At 61.7% G+C, this 19,080-nt stretch carries 22 protein-coding genes; 21 read left to right on the top strand and 1 reads right to left on the bottom strand.

Annotation, left to right across the window (positions count from 1 at the left end):
- Positions 1-3: 3 nt before the first annotated feature.
- The 19 genes from rpmD to B3873_RS18365 all read left to right on the top strand — a co-directional run bounded on the left by rpmD (position 4) and on the right by B3873_RS18365 (position 14,968).
- Positions 4-183 carry a 50S ribosomal protein L30 gene (gene rpmD, locus B3873_RS18455; RefSeq protein WP_006464916.1) on the top strand — a complete coding sequence of 60 codons (180 nt, stop codon included), beginning with the start codon at positions 4-6 and terminating at the stop codon, positions 181-183.
- A gap of 26 nt (positions 184-209) precedes the next feature.
- On the top strand, positions 210-644 hold the full coding sequence (rplO, locus tag B3873_RS18450) for a 50S ribosomal protein L15 (protein ID WP_008334147.1): 435 nt from the start codon (positions 210-212) through the stop codon (positions 642-644).
- 19 nt (positions 645-663) lie between these two features.
- Positions 664-1,995 carry a preprotein translocase subunit SecY gene (gene secY, locus B3873_RS18445; RefSeq protein WP_013232188.1) on the top strand — a complete coding sequence of 444 codons (1,332 nt, stop codon included), beginning with the start codon at positions 664-666 and terminating at the stop codon, positions 1,993-1,995.
- A gap of 32 nt (positions 1,996-2,027) precedes the next feature.
- Complete coding sequence (gene infA, locus B3873_RS18440; RefSeq protein WP_005663428.1) at positions 2,028-2,246, top strand: translation initiation factor IF-1; 219 nt, start codon at positions 2,028-2,030, stop codon at positions 2,244-2,246.
- Between the two features lie 30 nt (positions 2,247-2,276).
- Positions 2,277-2,390: a 50S ribosomal protein L36 gene (rpmJ, locus tag B3873_RS18435; protein WP_013232189.1), complete on the top strand. Its 114-nt coding sequence runs from the start codon at positions 2,277-2,279 to the stop codon at positions 2,388-2,390.
- Positions 2,391-2,418: 28 nt separating this feature from the next.
- Positions 2,419-2,784, top strand: a complete 366-nt coding sequence (gene rpsM / locus B3873_RS18430; protein WP_006464912.1) for a 30S ribosomal protein S13 — start codon at positions 2,419-2,421, stop codon at positions 2,782-2,784.
- Positions 2,785-2,826: 42 nt separating this feature from the next.
- On the top strand, positions 2,827-3,231 hold the full coding sequence (gene rpsK / locus B3873_RS18425; protein WP_006464911.1) for a 30S ribosomal protein S11: 405 nt from the start codon (positions 2,827-2,829) through the stop codon (positions 3,229-3,231).
- A 162-nt stretch (positions 3,232-3,393) separates the two neighbouring features.
- Complete coding sequence (gene rpsD, locus B3873_RS18420; protein ID WP_008334157.1) at positions 3,394-4,017, top strand: 30S ribosomal protein S4; 624 nt, start codon at positions 3,394-3,396, stop codon at positions 4,015-4,017.
- Positions 4,018-4,123: 106 nt separating this feature from the next.
- Complete coding sequence (locus tag B3873_RS18415; RefSeq protein WP_006464909.1) at positions 4,124-5,101, top strand: DNA-directed RNA polymerase subunit alpha; 978 nt, start codon at positions 4,124-4,126, stop codon at positions 5,099-5,101.
- Positions 5,102-5,288: 187 nt separating this feature from the next.
- Entirely contained in the window at positions 5,289-5,684 is a 396-nt protein-coding gene (gene rplQ, locus B3873_RS18410) for a 50S ribosomal protein L17 (RefSeq protein ID WP_008334167.1), read from the top strand.
- Between the two features lie 150 nt (positions 5,685-5,834).
- Positions 5,835-6,182: a divalent-cation tolerance protein CutA gene (cutA, locus tag B3873_RS18405; protein WP_286867862.1), complete on the top strand. Its 348-nt coding sequence runs from the start codon at positions 5,835-5,837 to the stop codon at positions 6,180-6,182.
- Between the two features lie 33 nt (positions 6,183-6,215).
- Positions 6,216-8,006: a protein-disulfide reductase DsbD gene (dsbD, locus tag B3873_RS18400; protein ID WP_286867860.1), complete on the top strand. Its 1,791-nt coding sequence runs from the start codon at positions 6,216-6,218 to the stop codon at positions 8,004-8,006.
- A 110-nt stretch (positions 8,007-8,116) separates the two neighbouring features.
- Positions 8,117-8,755, top strand: a complete 639-nt coding sequence (locus B3873_RS18395) for a peroxiredoxin (protein WP_006464905.1) — start codon at positions 8,117-8,119, stop codon at positions 8,753-8,755.
- 382 nt (positions 8,756-9,137) lie between these two features.
- Entirely contained in the window at positions 9,138-10,430 is a 1,293-nt protein-coding gene (locus tag B3873_RS18390; RefSeq protein ID WP_286867857.1) for a hypothetical protein, read from the top strand.
- Between the two features lie 18 nt (positions 10,431-10,448).
- Positions 10,449-10,703 (top strand): hypothetical protein, encoded by a 255-nt coding sequence (locus tag B3873_RS18385; RefSeq protein ID WP_286867856.1) that lies wholly within the window; start codon positions 10,449-10,451, stop codon positions 10,701-10,703.
- Between the two features lie 3 nt (positions 10,704-10,706).
- Complete coding sequence (locus B3873_RS18380) at positions 10,707-11,786, top strand: DUF2169 family type VI secretion system accessory protein (RefSeq protein ID WP_286867854.1); 1,080 nt, start codon at positions 10,707-10,709, stop codon at positions 11,784-11,786.
- Positions 11,783-12,901, top strand: a complete 1,119-nt coding sequence (locus B3873_RS18375) for a beta-ketoacyl synthase (RefSeq protein WP_286867852.1) — start codon at positions 11,783-11,785, stop codon at positions 12,899-12,901. Before B3873_RS18380 ends, B3873_RS18375 begins: the two co-directional genes overlap by 4 nt.
- Positions 12,871-13,950, top strand: a complete 1,080-nt coding sequence (locus B3873_RS18370) for a DUF4150 domain-containing protein (RefSeq protein WP_286867850.1) — start codon at positions 12,871-12,873, stop codon at positions 13,948-13,950. The genes B3873_RS18375 and B3873_RS18370 overlap by 31 nt, the downstream gene beginning before the upstream one ends.
- Positions 13,951-13,987: 37 nt before the next feature.
- Positions 13,988-14,968, top strand: a complete 981-nt coding sequence (locus B3873_RS18365; protein ID WP_286867849.1) for a type VI immunity family protein — start codon at positions 13,988-13,990, stop codon at positions 14,966-14,968.
- Between the two features lie 10 nt (positions 14,969-14,978).
- Here B3873_RS18365 and B3873_RS18360 read toward each other — a convergent pair whose 3' ends face one another.
- Entirely contained in the window at positions 14,979-15,923 is a 945-nt protein-coding gene (locus B3873_RS18360) for a LysR family transcriptional regulator (RefSeq protein ID WP_286867847.1), read from the bottom strand.
- A gap of 203 nt (positions 15,924-16,126) precedes the next feature.
- On the opposite strand from B3873_RS18360, the gene B3873_RS18355 reads away from it, so the two are divergent.
- Together B3873_RS18355 and B3873_RS18350 are read left to right on the top strand one after the other, a co-directional pair.
- Complete coding sequence (locus B3873_RS18355; protein WP_286867845.1) at positions 16,127-17,266, top strand: iron-containing alcohol dehydrogenase; 1,140 nt, start codon at positions 16,127-16,129, stop codon at positions 17,264-17,266.
- A gap of 140 nt (positions 17,267-17,406) precedes the next feature.
- Positions 17,407-18,996, top strand: coding sequence for an aldehyde dehydrogenase (NADP(+)) (locus B3873_RS18350; protein WP_134221057.1), 1,590 nt, complete (start codon positions 17,407-17,409; stop codon positions 18,994-18,996).
- Positions 18,997-19,080 lie beyond the last annotated feature (84 nt).

The raw sequence follows: 19,080 nt of genomic DNA, 5'->3' as shown, positions 1-19,080 counted from the left end.
GAGATGGCTAACACAATCAAAGTCAAACTGGTCAAGGGTCTGATCGGTACTCGTCAGGACCACCGCGCTACCGTGCGCGGTCTGGGTCTGCGTCGCGTCAACTCGGTGTCCGAACTGGAAGACACTCCGTCGGTGCGCGGCATGATCAACAAAGTGTCCTATCTTGTGAAAGTTGTGTCGTAAGCCTCGGCTTGCGAACGGAGCGAATCATGCAATTAAACACTATCCAACCCGCAGACGGCGCCAAGCACGCTAAGCGTCGCGTCGGTCGTGGTATCGGCTCTGGCCTGGGCAAGACCGCTGGTCGCGGCCACAAGGGTCAGAAGTCGCGTTCGGGCGGTTTCCACAAGGTCGGCTTTGAAGGCGGCCAGATGCCCCTGCAACGTCGTCTGCCCAAGCGCGGTTTCAAGTCGCTGGCTACGCCTTACAAGGCTGAAGTGCGCCTGTCCGATCTGGAAAAGCTGCCCGTCGCCGAGATCGACGTGCTGGCACTGAAGCAAGCCGGCCTCGTGTCGGAACTGGCTCGTGTCGTGCGTATCATCAAGGCTGGCGAACTGACCAAGAAGGTAACCGTCAAGGGTCTGATCGCAACCGCTGGTGCCAAGGCCGCTATCGAAGCTGCCGGTGGTTCCATCGCTGAGTGATCCGGTCCCGGAGCATTAATTGGCAACTACTCCTCAATTAGCAAAAGGTGCCGCAAAAGGATTCCCCTGGGGTCGTTTGTGGTTCCTGCTGGGGGCGTTGATCGTTTATCGCATCGGTGCACATATCCCGGTTCCGGGTATTGATCCGACGCAGTTGGCGCAGCTGTTCAAGCAGAATCAGGGCGGCATTCTGGGCATGTTCAACATGTTCTCCGGTGGTGCCCTGTCGCGCTTTACGATCTTCGCACTGGGGATCATGCCGTATATCTCGGCATCGATCATCATGCAGCTGCTGTCGGTGGTTTCGCCGCAGCTGGAAGCATTGAAGAAAGAGGGTGAAGCCGGTCGTCGCAAGATCACGCAGTACACCCGTTACGGCACCCTGGTGCTGGCGACCTTCCAGGCGCTGGGCATCGCGGTGGCGCTGGAATCGCAAGCCGGCCTGGTGCTGGATCCGGGTCTGGCCTTCCGTCTGACCACGGTGGTGACCTTGATTACCGGTACGATGTTCCTGATGTGGCTGGGTGAACAGATCACTGAACGTGGTCTGGGCAATGGCATCTCGATCATCATCTTCGCCGGTATTGCGGCAGGTCTGCCGAATGCTCTGGGTGGCTTGTTCGAGCTGGTCCGTACCGGTTCGATGAACGCCCTGTCGGCAATCCTGATCTGCGTGATCGTGGCTCTGGTGACGTTCCTGGTGGTCTTCATCGAACGTGGCCAGCGCAAGATCCTGGTGAACTATGCGAAGCGTCAGGTCGGCAACAAGATCTACGGTGGCCAGAGCAGCCACTTGCCGCTGAAGCTGAACATGGCTGGCGTGATTCCGCCGATCTTTGCATCGTCGATCATTCTGTTCCCGGCCACGATCACCAGCTGGTTCACCTCCGGTGATACGTCGAATCCCTTCATTCGTTTCCTGAAGGATCTGGCGGCATCGATGGCACCAGGCGAACCGATCCATGCCTTGCTGTACGCGGTAGCTATCGTCTTCTTCTGCTTCTTCTACACCGCACTGGTGTTCAACAGCAAGGAAACGGCAGACAACCTGAAGAAGAGTGGTGCTTTTGTTCCGGGTATCCGTCCGGGTGACCAGACAGCGCGTTATATCGACAAGATCCTGATGCGCCTGACCCTGGCCGGCGCCGTGTACATCACCTTGGTGTGCCTGCTGCCAGAGTTCCTGATCGCACGCTGGAAGGTGCCGTTCTACTTCGGTGGCACATCGCTGCTGATCATTGTGGTCGTGACGATGGATTTCATGGCCCAAGTGCAGAACTATGTGATGTCTCAGCAGTATGAATCGTTGCTCCGCAAAGCTAATTTCAAGGGTGGCATGACACCGCGATAAGCGGGCTCATGCTCCAGGGAAGAAGACACGGAATGGCAAAAGACGACGTTATTCAGATGCAGGGCGAGATTCTTGAAAATCTGCCCAACGCGACATTCAGGGTTAAGTTGGAAAACGGTCACGTTGTACTCGGCCATATTTCCGGCAAGATGCGCATGAATTACATCCGTATCCTGCCCGGCGATAAGGTAACGGTGGAACTGACGCCTTACGATTTGAGCCGGGCACGTATCGTGTTCCGAACCAAGTAACAGTGAAACATTGAAAGAAAGAGGGCCACAATGAAAGTGCTCGCATCAGTCAAGCGGATCTGCCGCAACTGCAAAATCATCAAGCGCAATGGTATCGTTCGTGTGATCTGCACCGAACCTCGCCATAAGCAGCGCCAGGGTTAACTTAACGTTATTGATCGAGGAATAACGAATGGCACGTATTGCAGGGGTCAACATCCCCAACCATCAGCACACCGTAATCGGCCTGACCGCCATCTATGGTATTGGCCGTCCGCGCGCACAAGACATTTGCGCTGCTACCGGCGTTCCGACCAACAAGAAGGTCAAGGACCTGGACGATAACGAGCTGGAAAAGCTGCGTGACGAAATCGCCAAGTTCGTCGTGGAAGGCGATCTGCGCCGTGAGTTGTCCATGAACATCAAGCGTTTGATGGACCTGGGTTGCTACCGCGGCCTGCGTCACCGTCGTGGTCTGCCGGTTCGCGGTCAACGTACCCGCACCAACGCCCGTACTCGCAAGGGTCCGCGCAAGGCCGCTCAATCGCTGAAGAAATAATCCCGGCAGGCGCAAGCACTGGTCGGATTCAAGGAAGAAATTATGGCAAAGTCCCCCAACAACGCAGCAGCATCGCGTGTTCGTAAGAAAGTCAAGAAGAACGTTGCTGAAGGCATCGCGCACGTTCACGCTTCGTTCAACAACACCATCATCACGATCACCGACCGTCAGGGCAACGCTCTGTCGTGGGCAACTTCGGGTGGTGCTGGCTTCAAGGGTTCGCGCAAGTCGACTCCGTTCGCAGCCCAGGTCGCCGCTGAAAGCGCCGGCAAGGTTGCCATCGAATGCGGCATCAAGAACCTGGAAGTGCGTATCAAGGGCCCCGGCCCGGGCCGTGAATCCGCAGTGCGCGCTCTGAACAACCTGGGCATCAAGATCACCCAGATCCAGGACGTGACTCCGGTCCCGCACAACGGCTGCCGTCCGCCGAAGCGCCGTCGCATCTAAGTTGTAGTATAATCTTGCGCTTTCGCCTGTTCGTCAGGCAAAAGCGCAGGCAAATCACCCGCCAATCACCTTGGCGGGTTTTGTTCTTAAGACCACTGTCTGGTCGCATGCAGGTCAGACTAGCGTCCGGCAACATGGGACGTCATTGATAAAGGAAATACCGTGGCACGTTATATCGGACCGAAAGCAAAACTCTCCCGCCGCGAAGGCACCGACCTGTTCCTGAAGAGCGCACGCCGCTCGCTGGATTCCAAGTGCAAGCTGGATTCCAAGCCGGGTCAGCACGGCCGCACTTCGGGTGCCCGCACCTCCGACTACGGCAACCAGCTGCGCGAAAAGCAGAAGGTCAAGCGCATGTACGGCGTCCTCGAGCGCCAGTTCCGCCGCTACTTCGCTGAAGCCGACCGCCGCAAGGGCAACACCGGCGAAACCCTGCTGAAGCTGCTGGAATCGCGCCTGGACAACGTCGTCTACCGCATGGGCTTCGGCTCGACCCGCGCTGAAGCGCGTCAGCTGGTGTCCCACAAGGCCCTGACCGTGAACGGTCAAGTCGTGAACATCGCTTCCTACTCCGTCAAGGCTGGCGACGTTATCGCCATCCGTGAAAAGGCCAAGAAGCAAGTGCGTATCGCCGAAGCCCTGTCGCTGGCCGAGTCCAACGGTTTCCCGCAGTGGGTTTCCGTGGATTCGAAGAAGCTGGAAGGCACCTTCAAGTCGTCGCCGGACCGTAGCGAAATCGCTGCCGACGTCAACGAATCGCTGATCGTCGAACTGTACTCGCGTTAATTCGTAGTACCGCCGTACCCCTGTGCCCACCTCATGGTGGGCATTTTTCCGAACTGCCATCAGCCTTATCGGTGTAACGAGCCGAGGGTATTGAAAAGGACAATTCATGCAAAACAGTTTGTTGAAGCCCCGCATCATCGAAGTGGAAACCCTGGCCCCCGGTCACGCAAAGGTCGTGATGGAGCCGTTCGAGCGTGGTTACGGTCACACCCTGGGCAACGCACTGCGTCGCGTCCTGCTGTCGACCATGAGCGGATACGCTCCCACCGAAGTCACCATCGCTGGCGTCGTGCACGAGTACTCCTCGCTGGACGGTGTGCAGGAAGACGTCGTCGACATTCTGCTGAACCTGAAGGGCGTGGTCTTCAAGCTGCACAACCGTGACGAAGTCACCCTGACCCTGAAGAAGGAAGGCGAAGGCGCCGTCCTGGCTTCCGATATCGATCTGCCGCACGACGTCGAACTGATCAATCCGGATCACGTCATCGCCAACTTGACCGGTGGCGGCAAGCTGGACATGCAGATCAAGGTCGAAAAGGGCCGTGGCTACGTGCCGGGTAACGTGCGTCGCCTGTCCGAAGACACCAACAAGACCATCGGCCGCATCATCCTGGATGCGTCGTTCTCGCCGGTTCGCCGCGTGTCTTACGCCGTCGAATCCGCTCGTGTGGAACAGCGTACCGACCTGGACAAGCTGGTCATGAACATCGAGACCAACGGCGTCATCACCCCGGAAGAAGCGATCCGCCAATCGGCCCGCGTGCTGGTTGATCAACTCAACGTGTTCGCTGCCCTGGAAGGCACCGAAGCGACTGCAGAAGCACCGTCGCGCGCACCGCAGGTCGATCCTATCCTGTTGCGTCCGGTCGACGACCTGGAACTGACCGTCCGTTCGGCAAACTGCCTGAAGGCCGAGAACATCTACTACATCGGCGACCTGATCCAGCGCAGCGAAAACGAACTGCTGAAGACCCCGAACCTGGGTCGCAAGTCGTTGAACGAAATCAAGGAAGTCCTGGCTTCGCGTGGCCTGACCCTGGGCATGAAGCTGGAAAACTGGCCGCCGGCTGGTCTGGAAAAGTAATTCACGTCACCTGGCGGGCTGCGGTGCGAGCCGCGCCGCCAGGCTGACAGGAAGCAGTACCTGAAGTATTCGTCGTATCCGTAGCAAAGAACTTTTATCCGATATTTACCGGTCCGCGGTCAGGACAGCCCAACTGGCCTGCCGATAGAAGAACTGGATCAAAACTGTAACCTGAAAGGAAATTACCATGCGTCACCGTCACGGTCTCCGCAAACTGAATCGTACTTCGTCCCACCGCCTGGCCATGCTGCGCAACATGACTGTTTCGCTGCTGCGTCATGAAGCCATCAAGACCACCCTGCCGAAGGCCAAGGAACTGCGCCGCGTCGTCGAGCCGATCCTGACCCTGGGCAAGACCGACACCCTGGCCAACAAGCGCCTGGCCTTCAACCGCCTGCGCGATCGCGAAATCGTCGGCAAGCTGTTCTCCGAACTGGGCCCGCGCTACGCTGCCCGTAACGGCGGCTACCTGCGCATCCTGAAGATGGGCTTCCGTCAAGGCGACAACGCACCGATGGCCTTCGTTGAGCTGGTCGATCGTCCGGAAGTCACCGACGCTGCTGACGCACCGACCGCTGAATAATTCACCGGACGCTGCTTCACAAAGAAAAAGCCAGGCTCTGCCTGGCTTTTTTGTTTTGCGCGGCTGCATTTTCTTTCATCCGGCTGATGTGCGCCGTCACGCCTGGCCTCCGGATGTGGTTGAATACGGACTCTGCAAGGAGACCTTCTCATGTCCGCATCCCTGTTGAACCAGCCTTTGCTGGTACTGGCCAATGTGCCCGACCAGGCCTTGGCTGAACGCTTGTCCAATACTCTCGTGGAACAAGGTGTGGCCGCCTGCGTCAACATTCTGTCGCCTGTGCAGTCGGTCTATCGCTGGCAGGGCAAGATCCAGCGCGATACCGAGATCCCCTTGTTGATCAAGACGACCCAGGCGCGCTATCAGGAACTGGAGCAGGCGATTGTCCAACTCCATCCCTACGACGTGCCCGAGATCATCGCCCTGCCCATCACGGCGGGTCTGCCCGCGTATCTGGCCTGGATGCAGGACGAGACCGCACGTCCCCTGCGCGTATAAGCTCAGAGCACTCCCATCGAACGAGGAACACCGTTGAACCGCATCAACCGGCGCACGCGCCTGACAAGATATCCCCTGCTGATCGTATTGGCCCTGCTGGCCCTGCTCGGCCTGCTGGTGGCCAACGCCGCCAAGGCGGCTGAGGATTACCTGCCGCCCGAACAGGCCTTCCAGCTCACCGGCCGCATGGTCGACGCCCAGACGCTGGAGCTGAGCTATCGGATTGCAGATGGCTACTACATGTATCGAGACCGCTTCCACTTCAGCGCCGAAGGCGCGACGCTGGGCGAGCCGCAATTCCCGGCGGGTAAACGCAAGTATGACGAAAACTTCCAGAAGGAAGTTGAAACCTACCATCAGTCGGTGACTGCCCGGATTCCGGTCAGCGGCGCAGTGAAGGATTTTGTCATTTCGGCAGTATCGCAAGGCTGTGCCGACAAGGGATTGTGTTATCCACCGATGACCTTGAAGCTGGCGATGTCGGCCCAGGATATTGGCAAGAGCGTCACCCCGGGGGGCGTCAATGCTGATGCGCCGGGCGCGGGCGGCAGCGATATCGATGGCATTGCCGCCGTGCTCAAGGGCGGCAAGCTGTGGAGCATCCTCTCGCTGTTCTTCCTGCTGGGCATCGGATTGTCTTTTACGCCCTGCGTGTTGCCGATGCTGCCCATCCTGTCCTCCATCATCGTCGGACAGCAGCCGGGCGCCGGCGGCGGACGCGCGCGCTGCTTCCTGCTGTCGGTCGATTATTCACTGGGCATGGCGCTGGTCTACACGGCACTGGGCGTGGCCGCCGGGATGCTGGGAGAGGGCTTGTCGGCCTATCTCCAGAACCCTTGGGTGCTGGGTGCGTTTGCCGTGTTGATGGCCGGCCTGGCGTTGTCGATGTTCGACCTCTACACCCTGCAAGTCCCCGCTTCGCTGCAATCCAAATTATCCACAGCCTCCGGCGGAGGCAGTGGCAAATGGATCGGCGTCTTCCTGATGGGCGCGATTTCGGCGCTGATCGTGGGCCCGTGCGTGGCGGCTCCCCTGGCCGGGGCTCTGCTGTACATCAGCCAGACCGGCAATGTGGTGCTGGGGGGCAGTGCCCTGTTTTCCATGGCACTGGGCATGAGCGTGCCGCTGCTGCTGGTCGGCGCCTCGGCCGGTGCCCTGCTGCCGCGCGCCGGCGCCTGGATGGATGCGGTCAAGCGCTTCTTTGGCGTATTGATGCTGGGCACGGCCTTGTGGATGGTCTCGCCGGTGATCCCTTCATGGTTGCAGGTGGCTGGCTGGGCGGCGCTGGGGGTCGGCTATGGCGCTTTCCTCCTGTGGACGCGTCCGGCTGGATGGATGTCCCGGGCGCTCGGCCTGGTGGTGGTCACGCTGGGCTTGCTGCAACTGGTCAGCGTGGCCACCGGCGGGCGAGATCCGCTGGCGCCGCTCTCGCATCTGCGCGGCCAGTCAGCCGCCGCGCAGGCCACCGACTTCGTGCGCATCCGCTCCAGCGCCGAACTGGATGCAGCGCTGAAGGAAAACGCAGCTGGCGAGCGCCGCCCGGTCATGCTGGATTTCTATGCCGACTGGTGCGTTTCCTGCAAGGAAATGGAACGCTTCACCTTCACCGATGCGCGTGTGAAGGAACGTTTCGGCCAGATGCTGCTGCTGCAGATCGACGTGACCGCCAACAATGCCGACGACCGCGCCATGTTGAAGCGCTTCAATCTCTTCGGTCCGCCGGGCATCATGTTTTTCGATGCCGATGGCCGGGAACTGGCACAGCGCCGCGTGATCGGTTATCAGGATGCCGACAGGTTCATCTCTACGCTGCAAAATCTGTAGTTCCACATGTCGCAAGGTAATTTGAAAAGCACTTTATAGTCGTTGGCCTGAGGCTGGCCTCGCGTTATAGTCAGCCCTCTGTTTTCATTCTGTCCACCAAGGAGACCACCATGACGCTGCGCCTGGGCGATACCGCACCGGATTTCGAGCAAGAATCCTCGATCGGCAAGATCAAATTCCACGACTGGGCGGGTGACTCCTGGGTCGTGCTGTTCTCGCACCCGGCCGACTTCACGCCGGTCTGCACCACCGAGCTGGGCCTGACGGCCAAGCTCAAGCCCGAATTCGACAAGCGCAACGTCAAGGCCATCGCGCTGTCGGTGGATGGTGCCGAGGCCCACAACCAGTGGATCAAGGACATCGAGGAAACCCAGCAGACCGTGGTCGGCTTCCCCATCGTGGCCGATGTCGACAAGAAGGTCGCGGGCCTGTACGACATGATCCATCCGAACCAGTCCGAAACGGCGACCGTGCGTTCGCTCTTCGTGATTGACCCGAAGAAGAAGGTGCGCCTCATCATCACCTACCCGATGAGCACCGGCCGCAACTTCGACGAGGTGCTGCGCGTCATCGATGCGCTGCAACTGACCGACGGTTACACCGTGGCCACCCCGGGCAACTGGAAGGATGGCGACGACGTCATCATCCCGTTGTCGGTCAAGGATGAGGAAGTCATCAAGCAGAAGTATCCGAAGGGCTACAAGTCGCCGCGTCCGTACCTGCGTATTACGCCGCAGCCGAACAAGTAAGCCTGACCCGCTGTACGGCCCGAAAGCGCTTCTGAAGGTGCGCTTTCCGATGACGCATGAAGAACCCCGTGTTTGCGAACACGGGGTTTTTTTATGCGCAGAGGAAGCGCACGTAGCTGGCCGAAGGTGCAATAGCCAAGCGTTCTGGCGAAGACTTGATAGAACGATTTCTAGCAGGTTTTTCGAGGGCCGTAGACCTTTTCGCCGTTTCGGCTCCGCCTGCTGTCCTGAGCCTTATCGAGCGCAAACGATCTTGATAACGTATTCCGTTTCGCCAACTTGGAGACGGTATGGGATGCAGGTCCATTTGCTGTGCAGTCGGCACGACTGCAAACGCTGACGCGGGAGTCGGCGCTGGCAAAAACGATGGCGCTTGCCGCCAATGCTGAACGTCGAGCAAGCTGCGGCCCTCCCTGATTTGCTGGCGACGACCGCTGAAAAACTCACTGACCGCCATACGGATCAGTTGGCCTTCGGATGGCGTCGCCGGCCTGATCGCCTGGCCAACCCGGCATTGGACTTCGCCGATCTTGCCGCTTACGACGACCGCATGCAGGCGTCGTTGAAGGCGCTGGTTCACCTGGGAGAGCCAGCACGGCAACATTTCCACAAACTCCTTGAGGAACCTGTGCGCAGCGCCGAGCTGTTTGCGGTGACTTGTTACGCGCTGGCCACGCAAGACGCCGAGCTCTTCAGCGCCGCCAGTGCACTGACCACGGCGATCGCTGACCTGATGCCGGCGAAGGTGGCTGCGTTGCAGTGGGCACCGGACTCTGTGCTTCGCTTATCGGCCATCGATTCGCTGTCCATGGTGCAGCAACTCAGACTGGTGGGTCTGCGCTACCGCCAATGGCCTGACCTGGATGAACGCGTATTGGCTTGCCTGCGAGCGCAGCAATCTGATGCAGAGCGCGTCAGCGCGGCATTCCAACTGATCCGCAATCTCGGCCGAACCGACTTGGCACACACGGGCCTGCGCCACCTCGACGACGATCATCCTGCAGGACGCCTGGCGGCGGCACAGACCTTGCTGATGCTCGGATCACCCGATCACCATGGTCCTGCCTGCGCCACCTTGCAACCCCTGGCAGTGAGCGAGCAGGACTCAACTGCAACCGCCGCATTACGCGCCCTCGCTTTGCACGCGCCGGCATACACCGAACCGGTATTGGCCCGCCTGGCCGCTATGCCGCAGCACCGCCGACGCTACCTGCTGGCGCTCGGTTGGATGGGGCGGGCGGACGCCATTCCCGGTCTGATGGCGGCCATGGAGGATCGCCACCATGGCCGCGCCGCTGCCGCCTCGCTGGCACTCATCACCGGCTCCGATCCCGGTCGCGACGGCTGGTCAGGTCCCAAGCCTGAGCGTCGCCAACGTCCCCCAGAGCCGGGCGATCAACTTTCCGCACACCCCGATGACCACGAATTGACTTGGCCGGACCCACCCGCCTTCGCTGCCTGGTGGCGCAAGCACAGCGAACGATTTGCCGCAGACCAGCGCTATTTCGCCGGGCGGCCGCTCACGCCCGCCTGGCTTGCGACGGTCCTGCGCACTGGTCCGCTGCCTTGGCGCCCCTTGGCTGCCGAGCACCGCCAGCGCTTGCTCCATGCGCCCTTGTTTGCCACGGACTTGCCCGCCGACGTGCAGCGTCAGCGGCTTCATGAACTGAATTGAAGAGAGGAATGAAATCGCATGGAACAGGAACTCGAACTGTTGTTATCCAAACCAGAAGCCGACGCTGCAACCTCGGTTGCACCCACGTGTGAACCTCCCGCTCCGATGGCCGAAGAGCTGGTCCTCGAAGCCAGGCGGCAAATCACCTTGCGTTGCGGGAAGTCCAGCATCACGCTCTATCCCAACGGAAAAATCGCGCTGCGCGGCGAATACATCCTGAGCGACGCGGAAGGTCTCAACCGCATCGTCGGCGGTCAGGTGGAGCTGAACTGATCCATGTGGGCGCTCGACAACCGCACCCCCTTCGCGGCCGACAGCGGTTGGATTCGTGACAATGACGGTGCCGAAGTCTGGATCGTCGCCGTCAAGGCCACGTATGACATTCTGCCCGACGGCGACACGCGCATCGCCTCCGATCAGGTGCCGGTGCACAGCGGCCCCGTGCCCCACGATGATTTGCGCAGTCTGCGCTACGACATCGACCTCGGCCCGCCCAAGCCCGCCACCGACATCCTCCTCAATGGCCACGCCTATGCACAAGGCACGCAGCCCGTGGAAGAACTCCATGTGGGCTTTCGCGTGGGCAGCATGAAGCGCTTGGCCAAGGTATCGGGAGATCGTTACTGGCGGCGCGGCATGCTGTTCACTTCGGCGAGCAAGCCTGTTCCTTTCATGCGCATGCCGCTGGTGTATGAGCGCGCTTTCGGCGGCGATGCGCCGGATGCCGAACATGGCAGCACAAATCCCCTGGGCCGTGGTGTCACGCCAGACGCCGATGGGCGGGTCTGGTTGCCCAATGTCGAGCTGCTCACTCATCCCATCCACAAGCCAGTCGACAGGCCTGCACCCATGAGCTTTGGCCCGCTCCCCTGCCACTGGCCTGAGCGGCAGCAGTACGCTGGCACCTGTGATGAAGCCTGGCTGGAGCAACGCTTTCCCCTGCCGCCGAAAGATCTTGATCCACGGCACTGGCAGCTGGCTCCGGCCGCGCAGCAGGTAGACGGTCATCTGCGAGGTGGCGAGGAGGTGGTGCTGGTGAACCTCACCCCGCCCGGCTTTGCGGCTGACGGCAGGTTGTCGTTCAAGCTGCCCAAGCTCACCCTGGCCTTCCAGACCTACTTCACCGACGGCCACTCAGTGACCAGTCGCTCCAAGATCCACACCGTGATCCTGGAGCCCGATCATCCACGCGTGAGCATCGTGCACCACATGGCCTTGCCTTGCCATGAGCACATCAACCGGCTGGACAAGACACGCATCCTCCAAAAACGGCGTCCCCTCGATCGTCCGTTCAGTCCTGTTCACGCAGATCTGGAGTGGCCTGCCGGTGACGATCAGCAAGGAGCGAATCAATGAGCAACGCGGTGTTTATCCTGGCGGCTTCCTGCGTCTTTCCCTCCGGCCCCAGCCTCCCGCTTGCCGATGCAGCGCTACGCAGCCAGCTCTCGCTGCTGCAATACCACCCGCAGTACCTGGACAGCGCGGGTGCTGCGCCGCGCATCAGTTGCTTCCCCGACGCGCCCTCCTTCGATGCGGCCCGTTGGGGCTGGCTAGCGCGCCACGCCCTGGCCCAACTCACGCAAAGCCTCACGCCGCAATGGCCGGCACTGCAAGCGTCGCCCCGCCTGCTCTGGCTGGTGCTTCCCGACGCGGCCCGGCCATACATGCCAAGCGGCCTGGTGGCGCAAGTCAGCGCCGCCGTCGAGCACGAACAATGGCCGTGGCAGCGTACGCACCTGGTCTGCGGCGGGCACGCCGCCGGCATGGCCGCACTGGTCGAAGCCAGGCTGGCACTGGACGCCCAGCCCGACGCCCTGGTCGTGGTGCTGGCCGTGGAAGCGGGCCTGGGTCGCGAAGCCATGTACTGGCTCGACATGCAAGGGCTGCTGCACGGTGCCAGCGTGCCGCACCACGGCCAGCTGCGCCGCAACGCCTACGGGCGTGTGCCGGGCGAGGGAGCCGCCGCCGTCGCCCTCAGTACCTCGCCGCAGCACGCCTCGTCAAGCTGGGGGCGCTTGCTGGGCTGCGCGACCGCCATTGAACACGTGACTCATGCGTCGTCCCAGCCCTGTACAGGCCAGGGACTCGCCCAGGCGGCACGACAGGCGATCGAACAGGTGCACCAGCATGGCCCGGCCCGGATCGGCCATCTGTTCGCTGATCTGAACGGCGAACCCTACCGCGCCGACGAGTTCGGTTTCACCGCCTTGCGCCTGGGCCGCTTGCTCACTCCGGACTGGCAGCGCAGCGTACCGGCGCTCGCCAGCGGCGACCTGCACTGCGCCAGCGCCGTAGCCCATGTCGCGCTGGCCGCCTACGGCCAGCTGATGCGGCCACAGGCCAACCCGACCCTGGTGCTCGCCAGTTCGGACGACACCCTGCGCGGCGCTGCCGTGCTGGCCGCCAATCCACCCATTGAGAACCTTCCGGAGATTCGCGCATGGCGATCACCATCAACGTCAACGGCCTGAGCCTGTGCCATCGCGGCAGTGGCGGCGTCAGCCACAACACGCTGCCCAATGTGTGCAAGACGCCCGACAAGGGCATCCCGCTGCCCTATCAGAACGAGGCCTACTCGCGCGACCTTACCAAGGGGACCTTCAGCGTGTTCGCCGACGGCGGCAACTGCATAGCCAAGGATGGCAGCCAATTTGCCAGGAGTGTGTTCGACGAAGCCGGTTCGATGGGGGGCATTGTCTCCGGCACCCATTCAGCCGAGACCGACTGGATCAGCCACTCTTTCGACGTATTTCTCGAGGGCAAGCCGGCCTGCAGGCTCACCGACAAGCTGTTCATGAACCATCGCAACACGGTGAACATGGCCGGGCTGAAGCAGCGTGATCTGCCCAAGCCGGATCAGGACTTTTTTGACGAGATTTGCGAGCTGGCCTGCGAGTGTTGGAATACCCACAAAATTGGCGGGCCGCAGCCGCTGCCAAAGGGGCATACGTTTCAGGAATGCATGCGCAAAAAAATCGATGACAAGTACTACGGCGGTCCGGCCAATGCCCGCAACGGTCGTTATCCCAAGCCCGATGCCCGCATGTGGCGTGAAGTATCCTTCGACCGCGGCAACAACTGGGAGATGATCGGCAGCAAGTCCAACCCGGGCCTGCCCAGCTCGCAATACCCGTGGGCCAATTCGCGCCGTCTGGACGTCGGGCGCGTCGGAGCAGATGGCAAGTTGAGCAAAGTCTTCGATGTGAAGTTTCCGGGGGATACGCTCGCAGAAAGAGCGGCCGATGACTACCGCAGTATTGCCGCGAGGCACACGGGTAGTGAAGAGAACTTCGAGAAGTTTGAAGTCGATAAACGCTGTAACTGCGACGACGAGCATCCCCCGCAACATCCTGCACCGGTCACGGCGGCTGAGCCCAAGAAGAGTCTCATCGACAAGTTCGGCGACGTGATCCACTCGACCACCGGTGTGCAGTTGACAGGAGGGCTATTGGTGCTCGCGGTGATCATTTCTGAAGCTACGCGGCTCTTCCCGCCTCGCAATGCCATCCCCATCCCTTGACTTCGTCCCCAACTTTCAACCAGGAGAATGACATCCCATGGACATCCACCAAGCCATCACTGAACTCGTACAGCGCGAAGGCGGCCTTTGCATTTTCGATAAGATAGCTTTCCCTGTTCCCTACAACACCGATGCCGTCGCCTGCAAATTCGGTCTCGGTGCCGAGCTGTTCATGTCGCCGACTGATCAGCCCCTGCTACTCCATCGCGCACTTGAGTTCTTGGTGGATTACTGGAAGACCTTTCCAGACAAGGTCGACCGCTTCCTGGCCGACGAAACGACTCGCACGGTCAAGTTCTCTGGCGACCCTCGTGTCCGTATTCAAACCGATATGGACCGTCAGCCGCAATATGGTTACAGCGCGGCGCTGATGGGCATGGTCGACATTGGCATGAAGATTGACAATGTGAATCCGTACCGTTCTGACGTGCTGGTCCGCCGCGCAGAAGAGAACAATCTTTCCTTCGTAAACGCCCATTTTCAAATCTGCAATGATCAGGGCGAGCCAAACTTCGAGGTGCTGCTGGCTGCCACATTGCGCTGGTGCGCTATTTGCCAGCCGCTACATGGCAGTGCCGGGTTTGTCTTTATATTTGAGAACGACCAAGAGAGTGAGTACACCCAACAACTGTTCAAACGTTTTCCGGGGTTCGATTTCCAAGATACGGGGGCGTTCTCGTTTCAGGCCCGAGACATTCACAACCGCATCAAATGTGTGAACTGGCTGACCGTGCTGTGTGATGCGCTGGTTGATGAATTGGGAGGAAGCGACAGGATGCGTGCGGTGCTGGAGCCGGTGTGCAAGGTGCACGACTACCCAGGCGGAGTGGTGATCCAGGCTGGAGCCTTTCCACAGATCGGTGACACCTGGCGTGATGAGGTTCCGGAAGCCTACAGGTTGGTGGCCCGCTATACCAAAGCGATCCGGTTCGAGACATATCGCAGCGGTCTGTTCCGTGTCCCGCAGGGTCTGGACAAGAAAGAAGAAACCCTCGCGTGGATTCGGCGCTTCGATTGACTCGGCTGAGTCAGCCCGGCGCCGCCACTGCACGCGCAAATCCATCCACGAACAGCCGCGCTACCGGCGACAGGAGCGTACCGCGCCGCGTCACCAGCTGATAGGGTTCGCTGCGCGTATGCAGCTTCAGCGGCAGGATGCGCGTCATGCCGAAGCGCGTGCAGAACTGCGCCACATCCACCGACAGCAGCGCCACGAAGTGCGGATTCTTCTGCAGCAGCGACAAGGTGGTGAAGGCCGAGGTGGTTTCCATCAGGTGCAGCGGGAAGCGCAGGTCGGCATCATGGAATTCACGCTCCAGCGTCAGCCGCATCGGCATGTTGGCCGAATAGACCACCCAGCGTGAATCGGCCAGGTCTGCCAGTTGCAGGCTGCACGCTTCAGCCAGCGGATGCTGCACGCTGGCCACCACGGCCAGCTCTTCCTCGTGGATGTTGAACGCGTCATACAGGTCCGGGCGCTGGCTGATGCTGGTGCGGCAGATCGCCAGGTCCAGCCGCCCCTGGTCCAGCAGGCGCAGCAGGCGGGCGCTGGTGTCTTCCACGATCTCCACGGACAGGGTGGGGTGCGCCCCCAGCAATTGCGTGAGCGCATCCGTCAAGAGCGGCACCGCGCCCATGATGGTGCCCACCGCCAGCCGTCCACCATGGCCTTGCATGATGGATAACATTTCTTCACGCAGGTGGGTCAGGTCGGTCTGGATCAGCCGCGCATAGCGGATCACGCAATGGCCCAGCTCGGTGGCCTCGAGCCCGCGATTGGTACGGGTGAACAATTGCGCACCGAGCGTGCTTTCGATTTCCTGCAAAGCCTTGCTGGCCCCCGGCTGGGTCAGCGCCACCTGCTCGGCCGCCTTGAGCAGGGAACCATGGTCGGACAGTGCAATGAGCAGCCGCAACTGCCGCAGGTGCAGGCGCGAAGTGATGGAGGCCAGCGAGGGCAAGGTGGTGTGCATGGAAGTGATCCCCAAAGAAGCCGCTAGTATGAGCGCTGGTTATACCCATATCAACAGCTCTCATTAGCCAAGCGCCCCTTGATGGCTTAGAGTCTGGCTTTCCAAAGCCGGACCCCATTGGGAAGCACCGGCTTCTGCAGGGTTTCGGAGCAAGCCCGCCGATGGCGGACCCGGTGGAGACATCTATAAATCAAGGCTATGTAATGGCACTCATCAACTACATTACCCAGGTCCAGTTCGACTACGGCGCGCTGGCGCTGCTGCAGCAGGAATGCGACCGCCTGGGCATCAAGAAGCCGCTGGTGGTGACCGACCCGGGCATCCGCAACGCCGGCCTGCTGGACAAGGTCCTGGCCCAGTTGAAGGACGGTGGCGCCACCGTGGTCTATGACCAGACCCCGCCCAACCCCAATGAGGGTGCGGTGCGCGCTGCCGTGGCATTGTTCCGCAAGCATGGCTGCGATGGCATCGTGGCTGTTGGCGGCGGTTCTTCGATTGACCTGGCCAAGGGTGTGGCCGTCTGCGGCACCCACGAAGGCCCGCTGAAATCCTTTGCGCTCATCGAAGGCGGCCTGGCCAACATCACGGCCAAGACCGCCCCGGTCATCGCCATCCCGACCACCGCCGGCACCGGCAGCGAAGTCGGCCGTGGCGCCATCCTGATCCTCGACGATGGCCGCAAGGTCGGCATCATCTCGCCGCACCTGGTGCCCAAGCTGGCCCTCTGCGACCCTGAACTGACCCTGGGCCTGCCGCCGCTGATGACGGCCGCCACCGGCATGGATGCCATCGCGCACTGCCTGGAAACCTTCATGGCCCCGGCCTTCAACCCGCCCGCCGACGGCATTGCGCTGGACGGCCTGTGGCGCGCCTGGGCGCACATCGAGCGCGCTACCCGTGAACCGGGTGACCGCGAAGCGCGGCTGAACATGATGAGCGCCTCCATGCAGGGTGCCATGGCCTTCCAGAAGGGGCTGGGTTGCGTGCACAGCCTGTCGCACTCGCTGGGCGGCATCAATCCCAAGCTGCACCATGGCACCCTGAACGCGATCTTCCTGCCGGCCATCATGGCCTTCAACGAAAGCGCGCCCAGCATGGTCAAGGACAACAAGATGGCGCGCATGGCCCATGCCATGGGCCTGGCCAGCGGTGCCGGGATCGGCCCGGCAATCCGCGACATGAGCCGCCGCCTGGGCTTGCCGGCCGGGCTGCGCGAGCTGGGCGTGAGCGAATCCCTGTTCCCGCAGATCATCAAGGGTGCCCTGGCCGACCACAGCCACAAGACCAATCCGCGCGAAGCCTCGGAACAGGATTACCTGAACATGCTGCAGCAATCCATGTGATGGCCGACAATGAACAGTGCGGGCAGGCCACCAAGGGTCTGCTGCGCATTTCCCCCTCAGCTGCTCCTGCCTCGCGCGGGCGCAGCTTTCTTGCCTGACCCGGCCCCGGGCGGCATCAACGACACCAGCAGGAGCACAACGTGAGCGACAAGATCCTAGGACACAACTACATCGGCGGCCAGCGCAGCGGCCAGGGCGACGTCGCCCTGCACAGCGTGGACGCGGCCACCGGCGCGCTTTTTGAAACCCCTTTCCTGACCGCCACCGAGCACGAAGTCGCCGCCGCCGTGGATGCGGCCGAGAAGGCCTATCCGCTGTACCGTGCCGTTCCGGCTGAACAGCGCGCGCTGTTCCTGGAAGCCATCGCCGACGAGATCGATGCCCTGGGCGACGATTTCCTGGCCGCCGTGGCCCGTGAAACCGCCCTGCCGGCCACCCCGCGCCTGGCCGGCGAACGCGCCCGCACCAGCGGCCAGATGCGCCTGTTCGCCAAGGTCCTGCGCCGTGGGGACTTCTACGGTGCCCGCATCGATACCGCCCTGCCGCAACGCCAGCCGCTGCCGCGCCCGGACATCCGCCAGTACAAGATCGGCGTGGGTCCGGTGGCCGTATTCGGTGCCAGCAACTTCCCGCTGGCCTTCTCGGTGGCCGGTGGCGATACCGCTGCCGCCCTGGCTGCCGGCTGCCCGGTGGTGTTCAAGGCCCACAGCGGTCACCTCGTCACCTCCGAACTGGTGGCCAACGCCATCGAGCGCGCCGTCAAGAAGACCGGCATGCCGGCCGGTACCTTCAACATGATCTACGGCGATCGCGTCGGTGCCCAGCTGGTCAAGAGCGCTGGCATCCAGGCGGTCGGCTTCACCGGCTCGCTGCGTGGTGGCCGCGCCCTGTGCGACATGGCCGCCGCCCGTCCGCAGCCGATCCCGGTGTTTGCCGAGATGTCCAGCATCAATCCCATCATCCTGATGTCCGAAGCCCTGAAGCTGCGCGGTGACGCCATCGCCAAGGACCTGGCCGGTTCCGTCACGGTCGGCGTGGGCCAGCTGTGCACCAGCCCGGGCCTGCTGCTGGGCGTGCGTTCGCCGGAACTGACCGCCTTCATCGAGAAGCTGTCGGCCGCCTTCGGTGGCACCAACCCGGCTACCATGCTCAACAGCGGCGGCCTGACCCACTACAACGGCGGCGTGGCACGCCTGACCCAGCTGCCGGGCGTGAAGGTCATCGCCACCGGCGGCACCAGCTATACCCAGGCCGTGCCGCACCTGTTCAAGGCCGACGCTGCCCTGCTGTTCTCCAAGGAAGCGCCGCTGGAAGAAGAAGTCTTCGGCCCCTCCACCGTGATCGTCGAGCTGGAAAGCCGTGAGCAACTGCTGGACTTCGCCGCCAAGATGAACGGCCAGCTGACCGCCACCCTGCAAGCCGAAATCGGTGACCTGCAAGGCAACCAGGACCTCATCGCGATCCTTGAGCAGAAGGCCGGCCGCTTGCTGTTGAATGGCTTCCCGACCGGCGTCGAGGTGTGCGATGCGATGGTCCACGGCGGTCCCTATCCGGCCACCTCGGATGCCCGCGGCACTTCGGTGGGCACGCTGGCCATCGAGCGCTTCCTGCGCCCGGTGTGCTACCAGAACTATCCGGACGCGATGCTGCCGGCCGCGCTGCAGAACGCCAACCCGCTGGGCCTGATGCGCCTGGTCGATGGTGAACAGACGCGCGCTACCGTCGGCTGATCATCCACACGCAGGACCGGACCGGCGAGACACTGCCGGTCCCGCAAGACCTTCCCCGCACTCGATTGCGGGGTCGCAACAAGA

The sequence above is a fragment of the Herbaspirillum sp. UBA812 genome (assembly GCF_002296545.1).
Taxonomy (GTDB): Bacteria; Pseudomonadota; Gammaproteobacteria; order Burkholderiales; family Burkholderiaceae_D; genus Herbaspirillum; species Herbaspirillum huttiense.
The sequence above is the reverse complement of the archived record's forward strand: the minus strand, read 5'-3'. Positions and strand labels throughout refer to the sequence as shown.